At 48.3% G+C, this 19736-nt stretch carries 17 protein-coding genes; 12 read left to right on the top strand and 5 right to left on the bottom strand.

Annotation, left to right across the window (positions count from 1 at the left end):
• Positions 1-14: 14 nt before the first annotated feature.
• The 6 genes from AC8GFK_RS07090 (at position 15) to rplI (ending at position 4964) form a co-directional block, all read left to right on the top strand.
• A complete protein-coding gene (locus AC8GFK_RS07090; protein WP_095674135.1) occupies positions 15-1940 on the top strand; it encodes a transglycosylase domain-containing protein in 1926 nt (641 codons plus the stop codon).
• Positions 1941-1945: 5 nt separating this feature from the next.
• On the top strand, positions 1946-3133 hold the full coding sequence (locus tag AC8GFK_RS07085) for a glycosyltransferase family 87 protein (RefSeq protein ID WP_506625179.1): 1188 nt from the start codon (positions 1946-1948) through the stop codon (positions 3131-3133).
• A gap of 103 nt (positions 3134-3236) precedes the next feature.
• A complete protein-coding gene (gene rpsF / locus AC8GFK_RS07080; protein ID WP_095674133.1) occupies positions 3237-3521 on the top strand; it encodes a 30S ribosomal protein S6 in 285 nt (94 codons plus the stop codon).
• Positions 3522-3651: 130 nt separating this feature from the next.
• Positions 3652-4152 (top strand): single-stranded DNA-binding protein, encoded by a 501-nt coding sequence (locus AC8GFK_RS07075; RefSeq protein ID WP_506625178.1) that lies wholly within the window; start codon positions 3652-3654, stop codon positions 4150-4152.
• Positions 4153-4216: 64 nt separating this feature from the next.
• Positions 4217-4504 (top strand): 30S ribosomal protein S18, encoded by a 288-nt coding sequence (gene rpsR, locus AC8GFK_RS07070; RefSeq protein ID WP_017955648.1) that lies wholly within the window; start codon positions 4217-4219, stop codon positions 4502-4504.
• A 13-nt stretch (positions 4505-4517) separates the two neighbouring features.
• Positions 4518-4964 carry a 50S ribosomal protein L9 gene (gene rplI / locus AC8GFK_RS07065; RefSeq protein WP_095674131.1) on the top strand — a complete coding sequence of 149 codons (447 nt, stop codon included), beginning with the start codon at positions 4518-4520 and terminating at the stop codon, positions 4962-4964.
• Positions 4965-5026: 62 nt separating this feature from the next.
• Here the strand turns inward: rplI and AC8GFK_RS07060 are convergent, their stop codons facing one another.
• Positions 5027-5998, bottom strand: a complete 972-nt coding sequence (locus AC8GFK_RS07060) for a magnesium and cobalt transport protein CorA (protein ID WP_506625177.1) — start codon at positions 5996-5998, stop codon at positions 5027-5029.
• A gap of 279 nt (positions 5999-6277) precedes the next feature.
• Here AC8GFK_RS07060 and dnaB point away from each other — a divergent pair, with 279 nt between their 5' ends.
• The gene (gene dnaB, locus AC8GFK_RS07055) at positions 6278-7738 is read left to right on the top strand and encodes a replicative DNA helicase (protein ID WP_095674129.1); all 1461 of its coding nucleotides are present in this window, start codon (positions 6278-6280) and stop codon (positions 7736-7738) included.
• A 4-nt stretch (positions 7739-7742) separates the two neighbouring features.
• On the opposite strand, the gene AC8GFK_RS07050 is transcribed toward dnaB, so the two are convergent.
• Positions 7743-8663 carry an EamA family transporter gene (locus AC8GFK_RS07050; RefSeq protein WP_095674128.1) on the bottom strand — a complete coding sequence of 307 codons (921 nt, stop codon included), beginning with the start codon at positions 8661-8663 and terminating at the stop codon, positions 7743-7745.
• Positions 8664-8685: 22 nt separating this feature from the next.
• Entirely contained in the window at positions 8686-10512 is a 1827-nt protein-coding gene (locus AC8GFK_RS07045; protein WP_506625176.1) for an acyl-CoA dehydrogenase, read from the bottom strand.
• 81 nt (positions 10513-10593) lie between these two features.
• On the opposite strand from AC8GFK_RS07045, the gene dcd reads away from it, so the two are divergent.
• The 3 genes from dcd to AC8GFK_RS07030 are packed head-to-tail and all read left to right on the top strand — an operon-like array spanning position 10594 to position 12710.
• Entirely contained in the window at positions 10594-11172 is a 579-nt protein-coding gene (gene dcd / locus AC8GFK_RS07040) for a dCTP deaminase (protein ID WP_095674126.1), read from the top strand.
• A gap of 57 nt (positions 11173-11229) precedes the next feature.
• A complete protein-coding gene (locus AC8GFK_RS07035) occupies positions 11230-11778 on the top strand; it encodes a LemA family protein (protein ID WP_506625175.1) in 549 nt (182 codons plus the stop codon).
• An 8-nt stretch (positions 11779-11786) separates the two neighbouring features.
• Positions 11787-12710 (top strand): M48 family metallopeptidase, encoded by a 924-nt coding sequence (locus AC8GFK_RS07030; RefSeq protein WP_506625174.1) that lies wholly within the window; start codon positions 11787-11789, stop codon positions 12708-12710.
• Here the strand turns inward: AC8GFK_RS07030 and AC8GFK_RS07025 are convergent.
• Both AC8GFK_RS07025 and AC8GFK_RS07020 read right to left on the bottom strand, forming a co-directional pair.
• Positions 12687-14162, bottom strand: coding sequence for a sensor histidine kinase (locus AC8GFK_RS07025; RefSeq protein WP_506625173.1), 1476 nt, complete (start codon positions 14160-14162; stop codon positions 12687-12689). The two genes, AC8GFK_RS07030 and AC8GFK_RS07025, sit on opposite strands and share 24 nt — an antisense overlap.
• Positions 14163-14167: 5 nt before the next feature.
• Positions 14168-14890, bottom strand: coding sequence for a response regulator transcription factor (locus AC8GFK_RS07020; RefSeq protein WP_095674122.1), 723 nt, complete (start codon positions 14888-14890; stop codon positions 14168-14170).
• 316 nt (positions 14891-15206) lie between these two features.
• Here AC8GFK_RS07020 and gyrB point away from each other — a divergent pair, with 316 nt between their 5' ends.
• Complete coding sequence (gene gyrB, locus AC8GFK_RS07015) at positions 15207-17177, top strand: DNA topoisomerase (ATP-hydrolyzing) subunit B (RefSeq protein ID WP_506625172.1); 1971 nt, start codon at positions 15207-15209, stop codon at positions 17175-17177.
• Positions 17177-19675 carry a DNA gyrase subunit A gene (gene gyrA / locus AC8GFK_RS07010; protein ID WP_506625171.1) on the top strand — a complete coding sequence of 833 codons (2499 nt, stop codon included), beginning with the start codon at positions 17177-17179 and terminating at the stop codon, positions 19673-19675. Before gyrB ends, gyrA begins: the two co-directional genes overlap by 1 nt.
• Positions 19676-19736: the final 61 nt, after the last annotated feature.

Genomic DNA, 19736 nt, shown 5'->3' with positions numbered 1-19736 from the left:
AGTAATCTAACGACATGCTAAAAACCAAGTTGATCCGCGCCGGAGTATTCCTAGCTGGTTTCGGCTTTGTCGCAGGAGCAACGCTCTTCGCCTTCGCTTGGTTTACTGTTTCAATTCCTGATCCCAATGCATACGTCAATAGCCAATCAACAATCATTCAATATTCAAATGGTTCTGAGATCGGTCGTATTGGTACTCAGAACCGCCAAGTGCTGCCGCTAGCAAAGATTCCACTTCGCCTTCGCTATGCAGTGATGGCAGCAGAAGATCGCAACTTCTATTCCAACCGCGCATTTAGCGCAACGGGTATTGCTCGCGCACTTTTAAATAACTTGAAATCCGGTTCGCTCAATGGCGAAGGTGGATCAACGATCACGCAGCAGTATGCAAAGACTGCTTTCTTAACGCCCAGCCGTACGGTTCAGCGAAAGATTAAAGAACTTGTCATTTCACTGAAGCTTGAAAATGCTCTGACAAAAGATCAGATCCTTGAAAATTACCTCAACACTATTTACTTCGGTCGTGGTGCTTATGGTGTGCAGACTGCTGCGCAGCAGTACTTCAACCGCAACGCGAACCAGCTCACCATTTCTCAGAGCGCAATCGTGGCAAGTATTTTGCGCTCTCCGGGACTCTACGATCCGTTCTACGGAGATAAAGAGCAGAAGGCGCGCAATAAGGCTCGTCTAGAGGCTCGTTTCACCTACGTTATTAACGGAATGCTCGATAAGAAGTGGATCACTGAGGCAGAAGCAAAGGCTGCAAAGATGCCGATGATTGCTCCACGCACAACATCTGGCCAGCTCAGCGGACCTAAGGGTTACATCATTGATGCTGTTCAGAAAGAGTTGAGCAAGCTCGGATTTACTCAAGATCAACTTCTTGTTGGTGGATACGTCATTAAGACAACTCTTGATCAGCGCGCACAGCAATCTGCAGTAGATGCAGTGAATAAATTTACGCCGAGCCCTGCACCATCAAATCTTCATACCGCCCTTGTCGCGATTCGCCCAGGAACGGGTGAAGTAGTAGCTATGTATGGTGGAAAAGATTATGTAGTGCGCCAATTAAACGATGCCACACAATCAATTGCGCTAGCCGGCTCTACCTTTAAGCCGTTTGCGATCATCGCAGGACTTGAAGCAGGCATTCCTTTAACGTCAATGTGGAATGGTGATTCACCACAAACTTTTGATGATCTCGGTAAGCCATATCTTGTTTCAAATTATGGCGATGAAGGCTGGGGCCAGATTGATTTACTCACTGCAACTCAGCACTCAGTAAATACAGTTTTCGTTCCACTCGGCATTAAGGCGGGCATGGATAAAGTTGTTGACGCTGCACGCCGCGCCGGAATTCCAGAAAGCGTTGCGATGATTGCAACTCCATCAGTAGTTCTTGGTGTTGCAAGCCCTCACGTGATTGATGTTGCAAACTCATATGCAACATTTGCCGCGCAAGGTGTTTACTCAAAGCCATACATGGTTACTCAGGTGATCGGGCCTAACAAAGGCGTCTTGTATGAAGGAAAGCCACAGACACAAGAAGTATTTAGCAAAGATGTTATGGCTGACCTGACTCACTCATTGAAGAGCGTTGTTAATGGCGGAACCGGTGGAGCAGCACTTGCACTTGGTCGACCTGCTGCAGGTAAGACCGGAACTTCACAGTCAAACGCATCTGCGTGGTTTAGCGCATACACACCACAGCTTGCAGCATCGGTTGCACTCTTCCGTGACAGCGCATCTGAATCACTAAATGGAATCGGTGGACTTACATCTGTTACTGGTGGAACTTTCCCAGCGAAGATCTGGACTGCATTTATGAAGGGCGCGCTTAAGGGCGAACCAGTTATGAGCTTCCCAGCGCCTGCAAATATTGGTGGACTCGACCCAGTCGTCATGACTAGTGGTGGCCGCCAATCAATGAAGAAGAAGTAATTTCTATGCGCGTTTCTACTCGCGTCATATTGTTACTCGCACTTCTTGCTTCGCTTTTAAGTTTCGCAAAGTTCAACTATTGCGCTGAAAACAACTGGCAATCACCTGATCAATACGTACACGCTTGTTATTCAGATATTCCTGCACTCTATGGCGAAAGAGGCCTAGATAAAGGGGTGTGGGCATATAGCAGCGGGGCCGAATCCGTTGAGTATCCAGTAATTCAAGGCGCGATCATGTGGGCGACTGCAAAGGTAATTCCTGCAGGCGTTAACAACTACTTCTATGGCAGCGCACTTTTGCTTGCTCTGCTCTTTATCTTTATCTCTCTTCTTGTATTTAAGATGAAACCAGAATTTAGTTACTTGCTGCCTCTTGCACCCGCTGCAATCGCATCGTTGTATATCAATTGGGATTTGTGGGCGATTGCCACGATGTTGCTTGCGATTTATTGGTTTGATCGGAAAGCCGAATTAGCAAGTGCGATTGCACTCGGAATTGCAATCTCCACAAAGTTTTTACCCGTCTTCTTACTTATTCCTCTTGCAATCATTTTCTTTAGACAAGAGAAGATGGCTAAGTTTGTAAAGTACGCAGCAATTACGTTGACAACATTTATCGCGATAAATCTTCCTGTTGCACTAACAACTCCTGAAGGTTGGTGGCGTTTCTACGATCTCAATCTCAATCGAGGTTCTGACTGGGGATCTCTTTGGTACGCACTCTCTAATTTAGGTCTTGATTTAACGCACCAAAATTATTTATCTGTTCTTCTTCTTGCAATTGGTCTGACATCTCTTGCCATTTATCTCTTGCAACTTCGCACACCCCCACAGCTGGCACAGATTGCAATCTTTGTCATGATCATCGTGATGGCTGTAAGTAAGGTGTATTCACCGCAATATGTTTTATGGCTAACACCGCTTGCAGTAATTGCACTTGCCGATAAGCGAGACCTTAAAGTTTTCTGGTTCTGGCAAGGTGCAGAAATTTTGTATCACCTTGCAATCTGGCAACACCTGGCCCAGGTAACTGGTGCAAAGTTCGGCTTGCCAGTTGTGGCCTATTCGGTCATCACCTTGATCCGCATCGGGGCCTCAATCGCGCTCCTGGTCCGCCTAGCCGCCCGCCATCAAAGCTCACGCGTATTTCCAAGCCAATTTCTCTTATCTACAGGCGAGAGTTACCCTTAACCTCCTCGTAAATCGTCCCACCGGGATTATTTATAAGGAGTATTAACCCTCCTGTCACGGAAATGCCGTGGCCGTCTTAGTCCAAAGGAGGTCGGGTTAACGCATGCGTCACTATGAATTAATGGTCATTCTCGATCCAGAACTCGAAGAACGTACAGTCACACCATCACTTGAGACATATCTCAAGATCATCAAGGACAGCGGAGGCCGCGTCGACAAGCTCGATGTTTGGGGCAAGCGCCGCATGTCTTTCGAAATCAATAAGAAGCCAGAAGGCATTTACGCAGTTGTAGATATGCACTGCGAGCCAGCGGCTATCAAGGAATTGGATCGTCAGCTCAACCTGAACGAATCTGTTCTTCGTACAAAGGTTATGCGTCCGCTCTAGTTTTCAATTCCGAACCGCTGCGCTAATCGGAACTCAATTCATCCACAGCTGCGGTGTTTCGAAAACGAAAAGTCAGAGTAGACGAGTAATTTATTAGCACGGACTCCACGAGTAGATAAGAGGAAATAAAATGGCAGCAGGAGATACAACAATCACAATGATCGGCAACCTAGTTGACGATCCAGAGCTACGTTTCACCCCAAGTGGTGCAGCGGTAGCAAAATTCCGCGTTGCTTCAACACCTCGTTATCTCGATAAGGCAACTAACGAATGGAAAGATGGCGAGAGCCTCTTCCTTCAATGCCAAATCTGGCGTCAAGCGGCTGAGAATGTTGCAGAGTCACTGACAAAGGGAATGCGCGTCATTCTCTCTGGTCGTCTCAAGCAGCGTTCGTACGAAACAAAAGAAGGCGAAAAGCGCACAGTGTTTGAGGTAGAAGTAGATGAAGTAGGTCCATCACTTCGCAATGCAACAGCTAAGGTCACTCGTACCCAGCGTGCAGGCGGAAGTGGCGGAGCTGCAGCACCAGCTTCTGCAGAATCATTTAACGATGATCCTTGGGCAGCAGCGTCAACGTCACCAGCCGGTGGTGGATGGGGAACATCTACAACCGACGAACCACCTTTTTAACAAGTAACTAACCGACAATCCATTCCCTCTAGCGATAGAGGGGCACCCGAAAAGGAGCACCACAATGGGAGCAAGAAATAACCGGGCTCTACGCGAGCCAAAGAACAAGGGCGCGAAGGCTGCTGCCCTTAATAAGAAGTTCAAGAAGAAGCCATGCAGCTTCTGTCGCGACAAGGTCACATATATCGATTACAAAGATATCGCGACCCTTCGCAAGTACATCTCTGATCGCGGCAAGATCCGCGCTCGCCGAGTTACAGGTGCATGCACACAACATCAGCGCGCAGTAGCAACAGCTGTTAAGAACAGCCGTGAAGTTGCTCTTCTGCCTTACACATCTTCAGCACGATAAGGGGGCTTGAACTATGAAACTCATTCTTACTCGTGAAGTAAATAAGCTCGGTAACGCCGGCGATGTTGTAACTGTTAAAGATGGCTACGGTCGCAACTTCTTGTTGCCACGTGGCTTTGCAATCTCATGGTCACTTGGTGGCGAGAAGCAGATCGAAGGAATCCGTCGTGCACGTGCTGCGCGCGAAGTCCGCGATCTCGATCACGCTAAGGAGATCAAGGCAACGCTCGAGAAGGCATCAGTAACAATCAAGGTAAAGACCGGCACAGCTGGTCGTCTCTTTGGTTCTGTTACAGATAAGGACATCGCAGCTGCAATTAAGTCAGCTACTGGTGTTGATATCGATCGCCACAATCTCAAGACTGCTGGCCACATCAAGAAGACAGGAACACACTCAGTAAAGGTTTCTCTTGCACATAACGTTGTTGCAACAGTTTCACTCGCTGTAGTTTCTGCTTAATTAGTTCAACAAGAGGGGCCCGTCGCTTAATTGCGGCGGGCCTTTCTTATTCCAAGTAAGTATTACAACCAGCCTGATTTCTTAAATTTGCGGTAAAGAAACGCTGTCACAAGAACGAGTGAACCAACGACTAGTGGATAACCAAATTTCCAGCGTAATTCAGGCATTACATCGAAGTTCATGCCGTAGATACCAGCGACCATTGTGGGCACAGAAGCCAAAGCAACATATGAAGTTATCTTTCGCATATCTTCATTCTGCTGTAGCTGTACCTGTGCGATTTCTGCCTGCAACGCTGAAGTCAGCAAAGCATCGAGCCCAGAGGCAGCATCGGATGCACGCGAAAGATGATCGAGGGTATCTCTAAAGAATGGTGTGAGCTCTGAAGGTATGTTTCGTGCGCCGATACTTGAGATCTGTTGAAGCGGAGATAGAAGTGGCTCAATTGCATGACGGAACTCGATAACTTCGCGCTTCAAGAGATAAATCTCTTGCGAGGCACTCTCTCGAGTATCGCCAAAAACTTTCTGTTCAACTTGCAGAACATCTGCTTCTAATTCGATTGAGATATCGATGTAACAGTCGATTACATGGTCGAGAATTGCATGCAGAACCGCATATGGGCCCTTGGCTAACTGTTCCGAATTAGATTCAAGTGCATGGCGGGTGTTAACAAGTGGCGCACCATTTCCATGGCGGACAACAACGATGAAGTGATCTCCAATAAAACAGAAGAGTTCGCCAGTTGAAATCTGGCTGCCTTTCTCTTCATAGAAAGCTGTCTTTACAACGAGCGCTTGCACACCGGGATACTCTTCAAACTTAGGGCGCTGATGTGCCATAACCGCGTCTTCAATTGCGAGTGGATGAAATCCAAAATCACCAACGACTTTTTCAAATTCATTCTGTGTTGGTTCTGCAAGGCCTAACCAAACAAATCCACCTTCACTCTTTGCTTTCTGAATAAGAGCGGGGAGATTGGAAGGCTCTGTGTGGCGCTTTCCACTTTGGTAGAGCGCGTAATCAACGATCATGTGCGAAGTCTTGCCTACAAAGATGAATTTGATATGACATCTCAACCAATGAGAATCCAGGAATTACTTTCCTCCACACTTATTCACGCTTAAAGCGGGAGTTACACACAATTCATCAACACCTTATGCACAGCTATCCACGCTTATCCACCGAGTTATGCACACCTTTATCCCCATTACCGAGGGGACTTTCTCGCTTACTGAGCGTGCGAGCCATACCTTTGCCCCGTTGCTGACTGGGATCCGGCCTTGTCAGTGGCTTAGAGGAAGGTATGTCGCATGAGCATTGCAGAACTACCTAATAACTCTAGAGGCGCAGCTACCTACAACACTGTCGGCGCCGAATACGAACGCACACCACCACAAGATCTACAAGCAGAACAATCTGTTCTCGGTGGAATGTTGCTATCTAAAGATGCAATCGCTGATGTTGTTGAAGTACTTCGCGAACGCGATTTCTATCGCCCTGCACATGAACTTATCTACGATGCAATTCTCGATCTCTATGGACGCGGTGAACCAGCTGATGCTGTCACCGTTGCAGCCGAACTCACGAAGCGCGGAGAAATCGCACGTGCAGGTGGCGCACCATATCTACACACTTTGATTTCATCTGTACCAACAGCTGCTAACGCTGGTTACTACGCAAAGATTGTTCTAGAACATGCAATCATGCGCCGCCTTGTTGAAGCCGGAACCAAGATTGTTCAACTTGGTTACGATCAAAATGGTGAAGTCGATGATGCCGTCGATGCTGCGCAAGCAGAAGTTTATGCAGTTACCGAACGCCGCTCTTCTGAAGATTATGTACAACTCAATACCTTGTTGCCAGCCGCTCTCGATGAAATCGAAGCAATCTCTAAGGGAATTGGTATCGAAGGTGTTAAGACAGGTTTCCGCGATCTCGATGCGCTGACTCACGGACTGCACCCAGGCAACATGATCATCGTTGCTGCGCGTCCTGCAGTTGGTAAGTCAACGCTCGGTCTTGATATTGCGCGCCACGCTGCGATTCACGATAACCAAGCGGCAGTGATCTTCTCTCTCGAAATGTCGAAATCAGAAATCACAATGCGTATGTTGTCTGCCGAAGCGCGCGTTGGTCTAAACAATATTCGTTCCGGACAACTCAGCGATGATGAATGGGCAAAGCTTGCTCGCCGTATGGGTGAAATCTCTGATGCACCACTCTTTATCGATGATTCACCGAACCTTTCAATGATGGAGATCCGCGCAAAGGCCCGTCGCCTTAAGCAGCGCCATGACCTCAAACTCATTGTTATCGACTACTTGCAGCTGATGTCATCAGGTAAGCGCGTTGAAAACCGTCAGCAGGAAGTATCTGAATTCTCACGTCACCTCAAGCTGATGGCAAAGGAACTTAACGTTCCTGTTATTGCAATCTCACAGCTCAACCGTGGACCTGAACAACGTACAGATAAGCGCCCAATGTTGTCTGACCTTCGTGAATCTGGTTCTATCGAACAAGATGCTGACGTTGTTATCTTGTTGCACCGCGATGATATGTACGATTCACAGAACCGTTCGGGCGAAGCAGATTTCATCGTTGCAAAGCACCGTAACGGACCAACTCGCACAATTACAGTTTCAGCTCAACTCCACTTCGCGCGCTTCTTCGATATGGCGCCAAATGTTGGAGCAGGCCGCGACTTCACACAATCAGCAGGTCCATCAGATATTCAGCCATCAGCACCTGGTGATGGCGGTTGGAACGAGTAACTTCTTAACTCGCCGCAGTCTTTGCGCGATCAGCTAGATAAATTCCAACAAGCACAATGGCTGCGCCCGCCAATTGAATTGCATCCCAGCTCTGCGCAAACCAGATCCAGGCAAATGCGCCAGCAATAACAGGCTCAAGCATTCCAATAACGCTACTTGTCGATGCGCTCAAATATTTCATTCCCGATAGAACCAACATGTATGGAACGACAGTTCCGAAGATTGCCGCTGCACCAATCAATAACCAACCAGGAAGCATTGTGCCCTTTGCGATTCCACCGAGATCCATCTGCGTTGAAAATACTTCAAAGGGAAATGTCCAAGGTGGAAGAACAATCAGCCAGAAGGCAGATGCAAAACCCATACCGAAGATCAGCGTTGCAATTGGTTCGCGCTTCTTTCCAATTCGTTCACTCATAAGGAAGTAAGCCGCTAAACAGAATGCACACAACGTTGCAGCGGTAATTCCAATGAGGTCGAATTTAAAACCTTGCCAGACCTTTGCAACGAGAATCAGTCCGGTCAGCGAGAGAATGACAGCAAGCCACATCTCATTAGAAACATGGCCTTTGCGGACCAGTTTGATCCAGAGAGCGATCCAGATTGAGGCGGTAAATTCGATAATAAGGACGAGGCCGAGCGGTACTCCGCGCTCTATGCCCAATAAATAGCCGAAGTTCACGAAGGCGAAGCCCACTACGCCATAGAGGGCGAGGCGAGGGATTTCAGATTTCTGCACCTTGATGATTTCAGGGCGAGTTAGAAGAACGTAAGTACCGAGTATCACGACTGCGGATACGGAGCGAACTTCAGCAAGACGCAGCGCCGGCAAGTGTTTCATCACAACGGTGACGACGATTCCGGAGAGCGAGAAGAAGAAAGCTCCCAGAATAAGTAAAAACTCACCGCGATGTTTTGAAAGCATGCGGTGAGTTTAACTTAAAGAGTTAGAAAGCAGACTCTGGAATCTCCATGATTGATGAGTCAGTTCCTTCAACAATCTTGCGATCTGCGGTGATGTGAGGCAGAACTGTGGCAACAAAGAACTTTGCTGAGGCAATCTTTCCTGTGTAGAAATCAGTATCTTTGCCAGCACCTGCTGCCAGCTTTTCCGTAGCAATATCTGCCTGGCGAAGTAGCAACCAAGTGATGATGACATCACCAACAGCCATGAGCGCACGTGATGTGCTTAAACCCACCTTGTAAATCTCAGCAGGGTTTTCTTGGGAAGCCATTGCATGACCTACAAGAACACCAATAATTCCATTAAGGTCACCGAGCGCTTTGAGAAGTGCTTGCTTCTCTTCTGCATGAGCCCCACCAGATTCAGCGAAAGCTTGAATCTCTTTACCAAGTAGCCCAAGTGAACGTCCGCCATCTTTAACAACTTTACGGAAGAAGAAATCAAGACCTTGAATTGCAGTGGTGCCTTCATACAAGGTGTCGATCTTTGCATCACGCACATATTGTTCGAGTGGCCAGTCTTGAGTAAAGCCGGAACCACCAAATGTTTGAAGAGATTCAGTACCAAGAAGTGTCCAAGATTTTTCTGAACCAAATCCCTTAACAACTGGAAGCAAGAGATCGTTGAGCTTCTCCATATCTTCAAGCTTCTCGGTATCTCCTGCTTCGCGAGCAAGTTCGATCTCATCTTGAATTGATGCGGTGTAAAGAACTAGTGCGCGCATACCTTCGGAGTAAGCCTTCTGCACCATCAGTGAACGACGCACATCTGGGTGCTTAATGATGGTGACGCGAGGGCTGGCCTTATCGTTCATAACCTTCATATCGCCGCCCTGAACGCGAGTCTTGGCATAGGCAAGTGCTTGTTGGTAACCAGCCGAAAGTGTTGCAATCGCCTTGGTACCAACCATCATGCGAGCAAATTCAATGACTTTAAACATCTGCGCAATACCTTCGTGAACATCACCAAGCAAGTAACCAACAGCTGGTTCCTTCTCGCCAAGATTCATTTCGCATGTTGCAGAGACGTTAAGTCCCATCTTGTGTTCGACATTTGTTACATAAACGCCATTGCGCTTTCCAAGTTCGCCAGTTTCTAGATCGAACATAAACTTTGGAATCAAGAAGAGTGAGAGACCCTTAGTTCCTGGTCCACCACCTTCGCGACGTGCAAGAGTGAAGTGCATGATGTTCTCGTAAATATCAGCATCACCTGAAGTAATAAAACGCTTTGTGCCGGTGATGTGCCATGTTCCATCTGGCTGTTGCACTGCCTTAGAACGACCGGCGCCAACATCAGATCCTGCATCAGGTTCAGTCAACTGCATAGTTGCACCCCAGTGGCGATCCACCATGTGCTTCGCCATCTTCTTCTGAACATCTGTTCCTAATACATGTGCAACCTGTGAAAATGCATAACCAGATGCGTAGATGTGAATTGCAGGATTAGAACCCAAAACCATTTCAGCGATCGCCCAACGAACTGATGCAGGAACTTTCATTCCACCGAGTTCGACAGGTGCATCAAGACGCCACCATTCGCCATCAACATATGCCTTGTATGACTTCTTGAAACTTTCTGGAAGTTTGATATCGCCTGTTGCTTTATTGAAATCTGTTCCGATGCGATCGCCATCGACGAATGATGCAGCGAGATCGTTCTCGGTCAGGCGCTTCATCTCTTCGAGCATTCCCATCGCAGTATCGCGATCGAGCTCGGAGTAGATAGAGGTACCCAGCACCTTCTCGCGACCCAATAGGTCGAAGAGGCAGAATTCAATGTCACGGAGGTTGGCGTTGTAATGGCTCATGGCGTAATGGTGCTACCCACCAGTAACTTACGCAAGCGTGCCAAGGGCCTTTTTTTCGTGCTGGAAAGGTAGGCTCGCGCCGTGCTACTCAGTGATCGCGATATTCGCTCAGAAATAACCAATGGCCGCGTTGCCGTCGAACCTTTTGAAGAGGCGATGATCCAACCTTCATCAGTTGATGTCCGTCTCGATAAGTTCTTCCGCGTCTTCGAGAACCACAAGTACTCAGTAATCGATCCATCGATCGAACAATCTGAGCTCACCCGCGAAGTTATCGCCGAAGAAGGCGAAGCATTTATCTTGCACCCAGGCGAATTCGTTCTTGCATCTACCTATGAGGTCATCACACTTCCTGATGACATCGCAGGTCGCCTCGAAGGAAAGTCTTCACTCGGACGCCTTGGTCTACTCACCCACTCAACAGCGGGCTTTATCGATCCAGGATTCTCGGGCCACATCACGCTCGAACTTTCAAACGTTGCAAACTTGCCAGTGAAGTTATTCCCAGGCATGAAAATCGGTCAGCTCTGTCTGATTAAACTCTCATCGCCTGCTGAACACCCATACGGCTCAGCGATCTACGCATCACGTTATCAAGGACAGCGCGGACCAACTCCAAGCCGCTCCTTCATGAATTTCCACCAAAGCAAGATCAAGTAAAGCCCCGATAATCTTTATCTGGGGAATAAGAACCAGAGTCAAGGGGTTGAAATAACTATGGAACTCATCATTATCGGCGTACTCGTACTTCTCGTAATCTTTGGCGTTGCTCAATACAACCGCCTCATCCGACTTAACATCACAGTCGATGAAGCATTCGCGCAGATTGAGGTTCAACTCAAGCGCCGTGCAGATCTCATCCCTAACCTGGTTGAAACCGTTAAGGGATATGCAAAGCACGAACAAGGAACTTTCGATGCTGTCGTTGCCGCTCGCGCGAAGTCAACAAGTGCTTCAACGGTTGCCGATGTTGCAGCAGCAGATGGCGCACTAACTAACGCGCTTCGCGGATTGCTCGCAGTTGCTGAGGCTTACCCAGATCTCAAAGCATCAAGTAACTTCTTATCTCTACAAGAAGAACTTTCTACCACTGAGAATAAAGTTTCATTTGCGCGCCAGTTCTATAACGACAATGTGCGCTCGCTCAATACAGCAGTAAAGACAGTGCCTACCAACTTCTTCGCAGGCTTTGCAAAGGTTGGCGCTCGCGACTTCTACGAAGTTGAAAATGCTGCAGATCGTAACGTTCCAAACGTTAAGTTCTAATTTCACCAATGGCTGAGAACAACTTCCGCGCACTTCAATCTGCCAATAAGGGAAAGACCTATTTCCTTCTGGCATCGATGGGTGTTCTGACATGGCTCGTTGCATATGCAGCGATGACATATTTCGGAGTCGGAACCGCTTCAACAATGGTGCCGATGGCAGTTGGTTTTGCACTTATTGGTGTGTGGGGCTCGTATTACGGCTCTGACAAATTAGTTCTCACCATGACGGGTGCAAAGTTGATTACACGCGAAGATGCCCCCGAACTCTTTAACGTCATTGAAGAAGTTGTTATCGCAAGCGGTCTACCTATGCCAAAGGTTGCCATCGTTGAAGATAGTGCGCCAAACGCATTTGCAACGGGGCGAAATCCTGAACACGCGCTTATTGCATTTACTACTCGCATTCTCGAGGTCATGGATCGCGACGAACTACAGGGCGTAATTGCCCACGAGATGTCACACGTGGCAAACCGTGACACCTTGGTTTCAGCCGTAGCTGCAACAACAGCAGGTGCCATCGCCATCTTGAGCGATTTCCTTACTCGTATGATGTGGTTTGGCGGCGGACGCGATCGCGACCGTGGCGGAAATTCAAACCCGCTTATGCTGGTCTTCTCACTCGTTGTTTTGATTCTCGCACCACTTGCTGCGATGTTATTGAAATCTGCAATCTCACGTAAGCGTGAAGCTTTGGCAGATGCCACTGCAGTTTCATTTACGCGTAACCCTGCAGGACTTCGCAAAGCACTTGAAGTTCTTGCTGCGGATTCAACTGTGGTGCGCCAGAAATCAAATGCAGTTGCGCATATCTGGATTGAATCACCACTCGATGGACAAACTGTCTCTAAATTATTTAGTACTCATCCACCGATTCAGGAACGTATCGCCACTTTGAAGGCGATGGAGTCACTCGGCCCTAGCAGGGAATAGAAGTACGAAAGCTGCGCCTTCTCCGGGCGTAGATTTCACCGAAACTGAGCCTCCATGGGCGCGCATCACTGCATCAACAATTGAAAGACCAAGTCCACTGCCATCTGCGCCTGTTCGAACGCGCGATGAATCTGCGCGATAGAAACGTTCAAAGATTCGATTCTGATCTTCAGCGCTTAAGCCAGGACCCTTATCTGCAACTGAAACTTCAACGCCCGCATCCGTTGTAGCAACCGAAACTGTAATCGGAGTACCTGCTGGCGTATGTGCGCGTGCATTAGCCAAAAGATTTGCAACGACCTGGTGGATGCGCACTTCATCACCCAGTGTGAAGATCTCATCGCTCTTAGAAATGAATTCAACAGGATGTTCTGGCCCAGCAGCGCGTGCCGAGATAACAGCATCCTCAACAACTTTATTGATATCTACAGGCTTTGATTCCATCTCGCGTGCTTGATCAAGGCGAGCAAGGAGAAGTAAATCTTCTACCAATGAACCCATGCGCTTGGATTCATTTTCAATACGAGCAATGAGCTCTGCGGTCTCTTTCTCACCAGTCACCGCACCTTGGCGATGAAGCTCAGAGAAACCACGGATTGCAGTAATCGGTGTACGAAGTTCATGAGAAGCATCAGCCACGAAGCGACGGAGCTTGTTTTCGCTATCGGTCTGAATAGAGAAAGACTTTTCAATACGCGACAACATTGAGTTTAAAGATGTGACAAGGCGGCCTACTTCAGTTCCCGGATCTGTTTCTGGCATACGCGCTGAGTAGTTACCGGATGCAATCTCTTCGGCAGTCTTTTCAGCATCTTCTAATGGGCGAAGACCAATTTTAATGACAGCGCGAGAAGCTGCGGCAATCATGAGAAGAAGTACCAAACCAATAAGTCCGAATAAGAATGAGAGTCGCGCAAGTGTTCGTTCTAAATCGCCAAGATTTTGTGCAGCGACAAATGTTCCAGCAGGAGATGTGAGTGGACGTGCAATAACTCGAAAGTCAGGACCAGGAGCTGCGATCGTGAATGCTTCATCGCCATGTACTGCAACCTCTTCAGGCAGTAGACCTGCAAGGTATGAAGTAATTGATGCGCCGCCTAAATTGCCACCTAAACCACCCAGAACAACGCCATCAGGGCCAAGAACCGTGATGGATGTAGATGTTGGTATTTGTGAAAGTGGTGCTGGTGCACCAAGCCCACGACCTAAACCGCGACCAGGACGTCTGTCATCTTCATCGCCATCATCATCGTTAGCAATACCGCCGCGTTCAATACGAGGAACAGCAGCTTCTGCAATAACAACTAATTGTTCATCAACTTGTGAGAGCAAGTAACCCTTAAGAAGTGATTGTGTAGCAAAGCTGGCCGCTACAAAGCCCAGCGCCGTGAGCAGAACAATTCCAAGGGAGAGTCTGCTGCGTAAGCTCCAGGTGCGAAATGGCGAATTCATTGAATCTACTTTGCAGCAGGCAATCTAAGTCGGTAGCCAACGCCACGCACTGTGTGAATGAGTGCTGGTTCGTAGATATCAATCTTCTTGCGCAGGTATGAAATATATGTTTCAACAATTCCGGCATCGCCACCAAAGTCGTAATCCCATACGTGATCCAGAATCTGTGCCTTACTAACAACGCGATCAGCGTTAATCAGCAAGTAGCGAAGCAAAGTAAATTCAGTAGGAGAGAGTTCAAGGAGATGTCCGGCGCGACGAGCCTCGTGAGTTGCTTCATCGAGTTCGAGATCTGCAAAACGAATCTTCTCTTCATCCATGTTCTGCTCGACAACGCCAATTCGGCGCAAGAGCGCACGCAGACGTGCAACAAGTTCTTCGAGGCTAAATGGCTTTGTCATGTAATCATCGCCACCGATTGTTAAACCTTGCACTTTATCTTTCATCTCATCTTTGGCAGAGAGAAAGAGAACTCCCACTTCAATACCTTCATTGCGAATCTGACGACAGACTTCGAAGCCATCAAGATCAGGCAACATGACATCGAGAATCATTGCGTGTGGTTTAAATTCTTCGGCAATTGTTAAAGCTTGCGAACCAGTTGCTGCAGTGCGCACATCGAAGCCAACGAATTTCAAACTTGTTGCGATGAGATCGCTAATGCTTGACTCGTCATCGACGACGAGGATGCGTTGACCCTTTGCTTCACTTGCAGTGTTGGTTGTCATGCCTCAAGAGTCCTCGCTCAACCTGTGCCTTTGCTGAGAATAGAGAGTTATTAGGTGGTGGAAGAGTTAACGCTGAATTACACGCCTGTAACTCCACACACAATGGGGATAAACCCTGTGGATAGGGTCGATTTTTCATACTTTTTAATGGGAACCCTCACCCCATCGCTTTTCGCGCGGTATTTCCCACTCCTAAGGCTTTTCAGGGTTATTTCACTTTCCATTTAACGATAGGATTTCAGCCTGCTGTTGAGGAAATACCGCTCTACAGCCCCATACAGGACATTTCAACATAGGCACTTTGAAGGAGCCCCCCTTGGCTGATGTGAAGAAGGAATCCGGCGGTTACGACGCCTCCTCGATCACCGTCCTCGAGGGCCTTGAGGCAGTCCGCAAGCGCCCAGGCATGTATATCGGCTCAACCGGCGAACGCGGCCTCCACCACCTTGTCTATGAAATCGTCGATAACGCCGTCGATGAGGCGCTCGCAGGTTTCTGTACTGAAATCCAAGTGACTTTGATGGCCGACGGATCTCTTCAAGTTGTCGATAACGGTCGAGGAATTCCAGTTGATATTCACCCAGTCGAAAAGAAACCAGCTCTCGAAGTTGTTCTCACCGTTCTTCACGCAGGTGGAAAGTTCGGCGATGGTGGTTACTCAGTCTCTGGTGGTCTCCATGGTGTTGGTTCATCAGTTGTAAACGCACTTTCTACAGATTTATCTGCAAAGGTAAAGCGCGATGGATTTATCTGGACACAGGAATACAAACTTGGTGTTCCAACTGCGCCAGTTAAAAAGGGCGAAGCAACGACCGAGACCGGAACAACAATTCAATTCTGGCCATCTGCAGATATCTTTGAAACAGTTGATTTCTCATTTGAAGTTCTCTCAACACGTTTCCGCGAAATGGCATTTCTTAACCGCGGACTTATCTTGTCTCTTACCGATATGCGTCCAGGCCATGTCGACGAAAAGGGCGAGCAGCTTTCTGTGCGCTACCAATACCAAGGCGGAATCACTGACTTTGTAAAGCACCTCAACTCAACCCGCGGCGAACTCCACAAATCAGTAATTGCTCTTGAGGCTGAGGATAAGAAGGCGCGACTTTCACTCGAAGTTTCGATGCAGTGGAATAACGGATTCTCAGAATCTGTCTATACATTTGCAAACACAATTCACACGCACGAAGGCGGAACACACGAAGAAGGTTTCCGTACCGCTCTCACTTCTGTTGTAAATAAGTTTGCTGAAGAACAAGGTTTGATTCGCAAGAAGGAAGATCGCCTAACAGGTGACGATGTTCGCGAAGGTCTGACCGCAATTGTTTCTATCAAACTTGGTGAGCCACAGTTTGAAGGACAGACAAAGACAAAGCTTGGTAACACCGAGGCAAAGTCATTTACACAAAAAGTTGTTAATGAGCACCTCACACAATGGTTTGAGCAGAATCCGCAAGAAGGTAAAGACATCATTCGTAAATCGATTGATGCTGCATCTGCTCGCGTTGCTGCACGTAAAGCGCGCGACTTAGCTCGTAACCGCAAGGGTTTGCTCGAAGGTCGCGGAATGCCAGGAAAGCTCGCTGATTGCCAGTGGACAGACCCTGCAAAGTGCGAGCTCTACATTGTCGAGGGTGACTCTGCAGGTGGTTCTACAAAGGGTGGTCGCGACTCACGTAACCAAGCCGTTCTGCCTATTCGCGGCAAAATTCTTAACGTTGAAAAGGCGCGCATTGATCGCGTGCTACAGAACAACGAAGTACAGGCACTTATCACCGCACTCGGCACCGGTGTTCACGATGACTTCGATATCGCAAAGCTTCGCTATCACAAGATTATTTTGATGGCCGATGCGGATGTCGACGGCCAGCACATCCGCACATTGCTACTTACTTTGCTCTTCCGCTTTATGCGCCCGCTGATTGAAAATGGTTTTGTTTATCTCGCACAGCCTCCTTTGTATAAGTTGAAGTGGGGCGGAAAAGATCCTGTCGAATACGCATTTAGCGACAAAGAGCGCGATGGCATGATCAAGATTGGTCTCGATGCCGGAAAGCGTCTTCCAAAGGATGATGGAATCCAGCGCTTTAAAGGTCTTGGCGAAATGCCAGCGAAAGAGCTTTGGGACACAACGATGGATCCTGAACACCGCGTGCTAATTCAAGTAACTCTTGATGACGCAGCAGCTGCAGATGATCTCTTCTCAGTTCTTATGGGTGAAGATGTCGAACAACGTCGCGCATTTATTCAGCGCAACGCTAAAGATGTTAGGTTCTTGGATATCTAATGACAACAGAAGATATGAATCCAGACGAAGTAACTTTCGATCGCATCGAGAAGGTCGACCTTCAAGTCGAAATGGCGCGAAGCTATCTCGACTACGCGATGTCAGTCATCGTTGGTCGCGCACTTCCTGATGTTCGCGATGGTCTTAAGCCAGTTCACCGCCGCGTCTTGTATGCAATGTACGACGCTGGTTATCGCCCAGATAAGGGCTATTACAAATCTTCACGTATCGTCGGTGACGTCATGGGTAATTACCACCCACACGGTGACACCGCGATCTATGACACCGTTGTTCGTTTAGCTCAGCCTTGGTCACTTCGCTATCCATTGGTTGATGGAAACGGAAACTTCGGTTCTCCCGGCAACGATCCAGCAGCTGCAATGCGTTATACAGAAGCACGTTTAGCGCCTATCGCTATGGAGATGATGCGCGATATCGATGAAGATACCGTCAACTTCTCACCTAACTACGACGGTCGCTCACAAGAGCCAGATGTACTGCCTTCACGTTTTCCAAACCTTCTCGTCAACGGCTCTGCAGGTATTGCAGTGGGTATGGCGACAAATATTCCGCCACATAACCTTCGCGAAATCGGCGAAGCAGTTATCTACGCACTTGAACATCCAGAGATGGCAGCACCTGATCTTCTCAACCACATGCTCACCATTGTTAAGGGTCCAGATTTCCCAACGAAGGCGCTCATCGTTGGTCGCGGTGGAATCGAAGATGCGTATCGCACGGGCCGTGGCTCAGTCACGATGCGCGCAGTTGTTAACGTTGAAGAGATCAACAAGCGCACATGCCTTGTTGTCACTGAACTTCCATACCAAGTAAACCCAGATAACTTGGCTCTTAAAATTGCTGAACTCGTTAAAGATGGCAAGATCAAGGGCATCGCCGATGTTCGCGACGAAGGTAACGAACGTCTTGGCCAACGCCTCGTCATCGTTCTTCAATCTTCTGCAATTCCTAAGGTAATCCTTAATAACCTTTATAAGCAGACACAGCTTCAAGACACATTCGGTGCAAATATGTTGGCGCTCGTCGATGGTGTGCCACGCACACTGCGCCTTGATGAATTCATCAAGTACTACATCGAGCACCAGGTCGAAGTTATTGTTCGCCGCACCAAGTTCCGCTTGGTAGAAAAAGAGAAGCGCGCTCATATCCTTAAGGGTTACCTCAAGGCGCTCGATGCACTGGACGCAGTAATTGCACTTATCCGCGCATCTAAGACACCCGAAGAAGCGCGTACAGGTTTGATGAAGCTCCTTGATGTAGATGAAATTCAAGCAAATGCAATCTTGGATATGCAGCTTCGTCGTATTGCAGCTCTTGAACGCCAGAAGATCAACGATGAGTACGAAGGCTTGATGGCCGACATCATCGAACTCAACGCAATCTTGGCTTCTGAAGCTAAGCAGCGCGAAATTATCAAGACAGAGCTTTCAGATTTGATCGCTAAGTACGGCGACGAACGCCGCACACAGCTTGTTGCAAGCGAGGGCGACTTCTCTGCAGAAGATTTGATTCCAGATCAGGATGTCGTTGTCACCATTACACGTGGCGGATATTCAAAGCGCACAAGTGCAGATTTGTATAAGTCACAGCGCCGCGGTGGTCGCGGAGTAAAGGGTGCAGCGCTCAAGCAAGATGACGTTGTCGATCACTTCTTCGTTGCCTCTACTCACGACTGGTTGCTCTTCTTCACCAACCAAGGTCGCGTCTATCGCGCAAAGGTTCACGAGCTACCGGATGCAGGACGCGATGCTCGCGGTCAGCACGTTGCAAACTTGATGGCATTTAAGCCAGATGAGCAGATTGCACAGGTACTTTCATTTAAGGATTACAACGCAGCTCCATTCTTAGTTCTTGCAACAAAGAACGGTCTCGTCAAGAAGACTCCACTTTCTGAATACGACTCACCTCGTACCGGTGGCTTGATTGCGATTTCACTTAAGCCCGGCGACGAAGTTGTATCTGCATCCCTCGTCCGCAACGGTGATGAACTTCTGCTCGTTTCAAAGAAGGCGATGTCACTTCGCTTTACAACAGATGACGAATCACTTCGCTCAATGGGTCGATCAACTTCAGGTGTTATCGGAATGAAGTTCCGCGAAGGCGATGAACTTCTGACCATGTCACGTGTTGATGCCGAAACATCTGTCGGTGCATTTGTATTTACTGCAACCGATGGTGGTTACGGCAAGAAGACTCCAATCGATGAATATCGTTTACAAGGCCGCGGCGGAATCGGAATCAAGGCTGCAAAGATTGATGAAGAATCTCGCGGAACTCTTGTCTCAGCCCTCGTATTAGTAGATAGCGATGAAATCCTGGCGATCACATCTGCCGGAACCGTTATGCGCACCCCAGCTGCTGAAGTCCGCCAGACAGGCCGTGACTCGATGGGCGTTCGCCTGGTCAACCTCGATGAAGGTGCGACCCTCTTATCTGTGACCCGCAACAGCGAAGATGAGATTTCGACGCAAAAGTAGTAGGGTTCACGCCTGTAGTTATGGAGGCCGTTTTGGTCACTTGATGAAAATCAAGTAACCT

It is taken from the genome of Planktophila turicensis (SeqCode), from assembly GCF_965234405.1.
GTDB lineage: Bacteria > Actinomycetota > Actinomycetes > Nanopelagicales > Nanopelagicaceae > Planktophila > Planktophila turicensis.
This window is presented reverse-complemented; position numbering and strand designations above follow the sequence as displayed.

What these genes read in the sequence shown, in the direction of transcription:
- AC8GFK_RS07090 (WP_095674135.1), top strand. Translation starts at nt 15, where the DNA reads ATGCTAAAAACCAAGTTGATCCGCGCCGGAGTATTCCTAGCTGGTTTC.
- AC8GFK_RS07085 (WP_506625179.1), top strand. Translation starts at nt 1,946, where the DNA reads ATGCGCGTTTCTACTCGCGTCATATTGTTACTCGCACTTCTTGCTTCG.
- rpsF (WP_095674133.1), top strand. Translation starts at nt 3,237, where the DNA reads ATGCGTCACTATGAATTAATGGTCATTCTCGATCCAGAACTCGAAGAA.
- AC8GFK_RS07075 (WP_506625178.1), top strand. Translation starts at nt 3,652, where the DNA reads ATGGCAGCAGGAGATACAACAATCACAATGATCGGCAACCTAGTTGAC.
- rpsR (WP_017955648.1), top strand. Translation starts at nt 4,217, where the DNA reads ATGGGAGCAAGAAATAACCGGGCTCTACGCGAGCCAAAGAACAAGGGC.
- rplI (WP_095674131.1), top strand. Translation starts at nt 4,518, where the DNA reads ATGAAACTCATTCTTACTCGTGAAGTAAATAAGCTCGGTAACGCCGGC.
- AC8GFK_RS07060 (WP_506625177.1), bottom strand. Translation starts at nt 5,998, where the DNA reads ATGATCGTTGATTACGCGCTCTACCAAAGTGGAAAGCGCCACACAGAG.
- dnaB (WP_095674129.1), top strand. Translation starts at nt 6,278, where the DNA reads ATGAGCATTGCAGAACTACCTAATAACTCTAGAGGCGCAGCTACCTAC.
- AC8GFK_RS07050 (WP_095674128.1), bottom strand. Translation starts at nt 8,663, where the DNA reads ATGCTTTCAAAACATCGCGGTGAGTTTTTACTTATTCTGGGAGCTTTC.
- AC8GFK_RS07045 (WP_506625176.1), bottom strand. Translation starts at nt 10,512, where the DNA reads ATGAGCCATTACAACGCCAACCTCCGTGACATTGAATTCTGCCTCTTC.
- AC8GFK_RS07035 (WP_506625175.1), top strand. Translation starts at nt 11,230, where the DNA reads ATGGAACTCATCATTATCGGCGTACTCGTACTTCTCGTAATCTTTGGC.
- AC8GFK_RS07030 (WP_506625174.1), top strand. Translation starts at nt 11,787, where the DNA reads ATGGCTGAGAACAACTTCCGCGCACTTCAATCTGCCAATAAGGGAAAG.
- AC8GFK_RS07025 (WP_506625173.1), bottom strand. Translation starts at nt 14,162, where the DNA reads ATGAATTCGCCATTTCGCACCTGGAGCTTACGCAGCAGACTCTCCCTT.
- AC8GFK_RS07020 (WP_095674122.1), bottom strand. Translation starts at nt 14,890, where the DNA reads ATGACAACCAACACTGCAAGTGAAGCAAAGGGTCAACGCATCCTCGTC.
- gyrA (WP_506625171.1), top strand. Translation starts at nt 17,177, where the DNA reads ATGACAACAGAAGATATGAATCCAGACGAAGTAACTTTCGATCGCATC.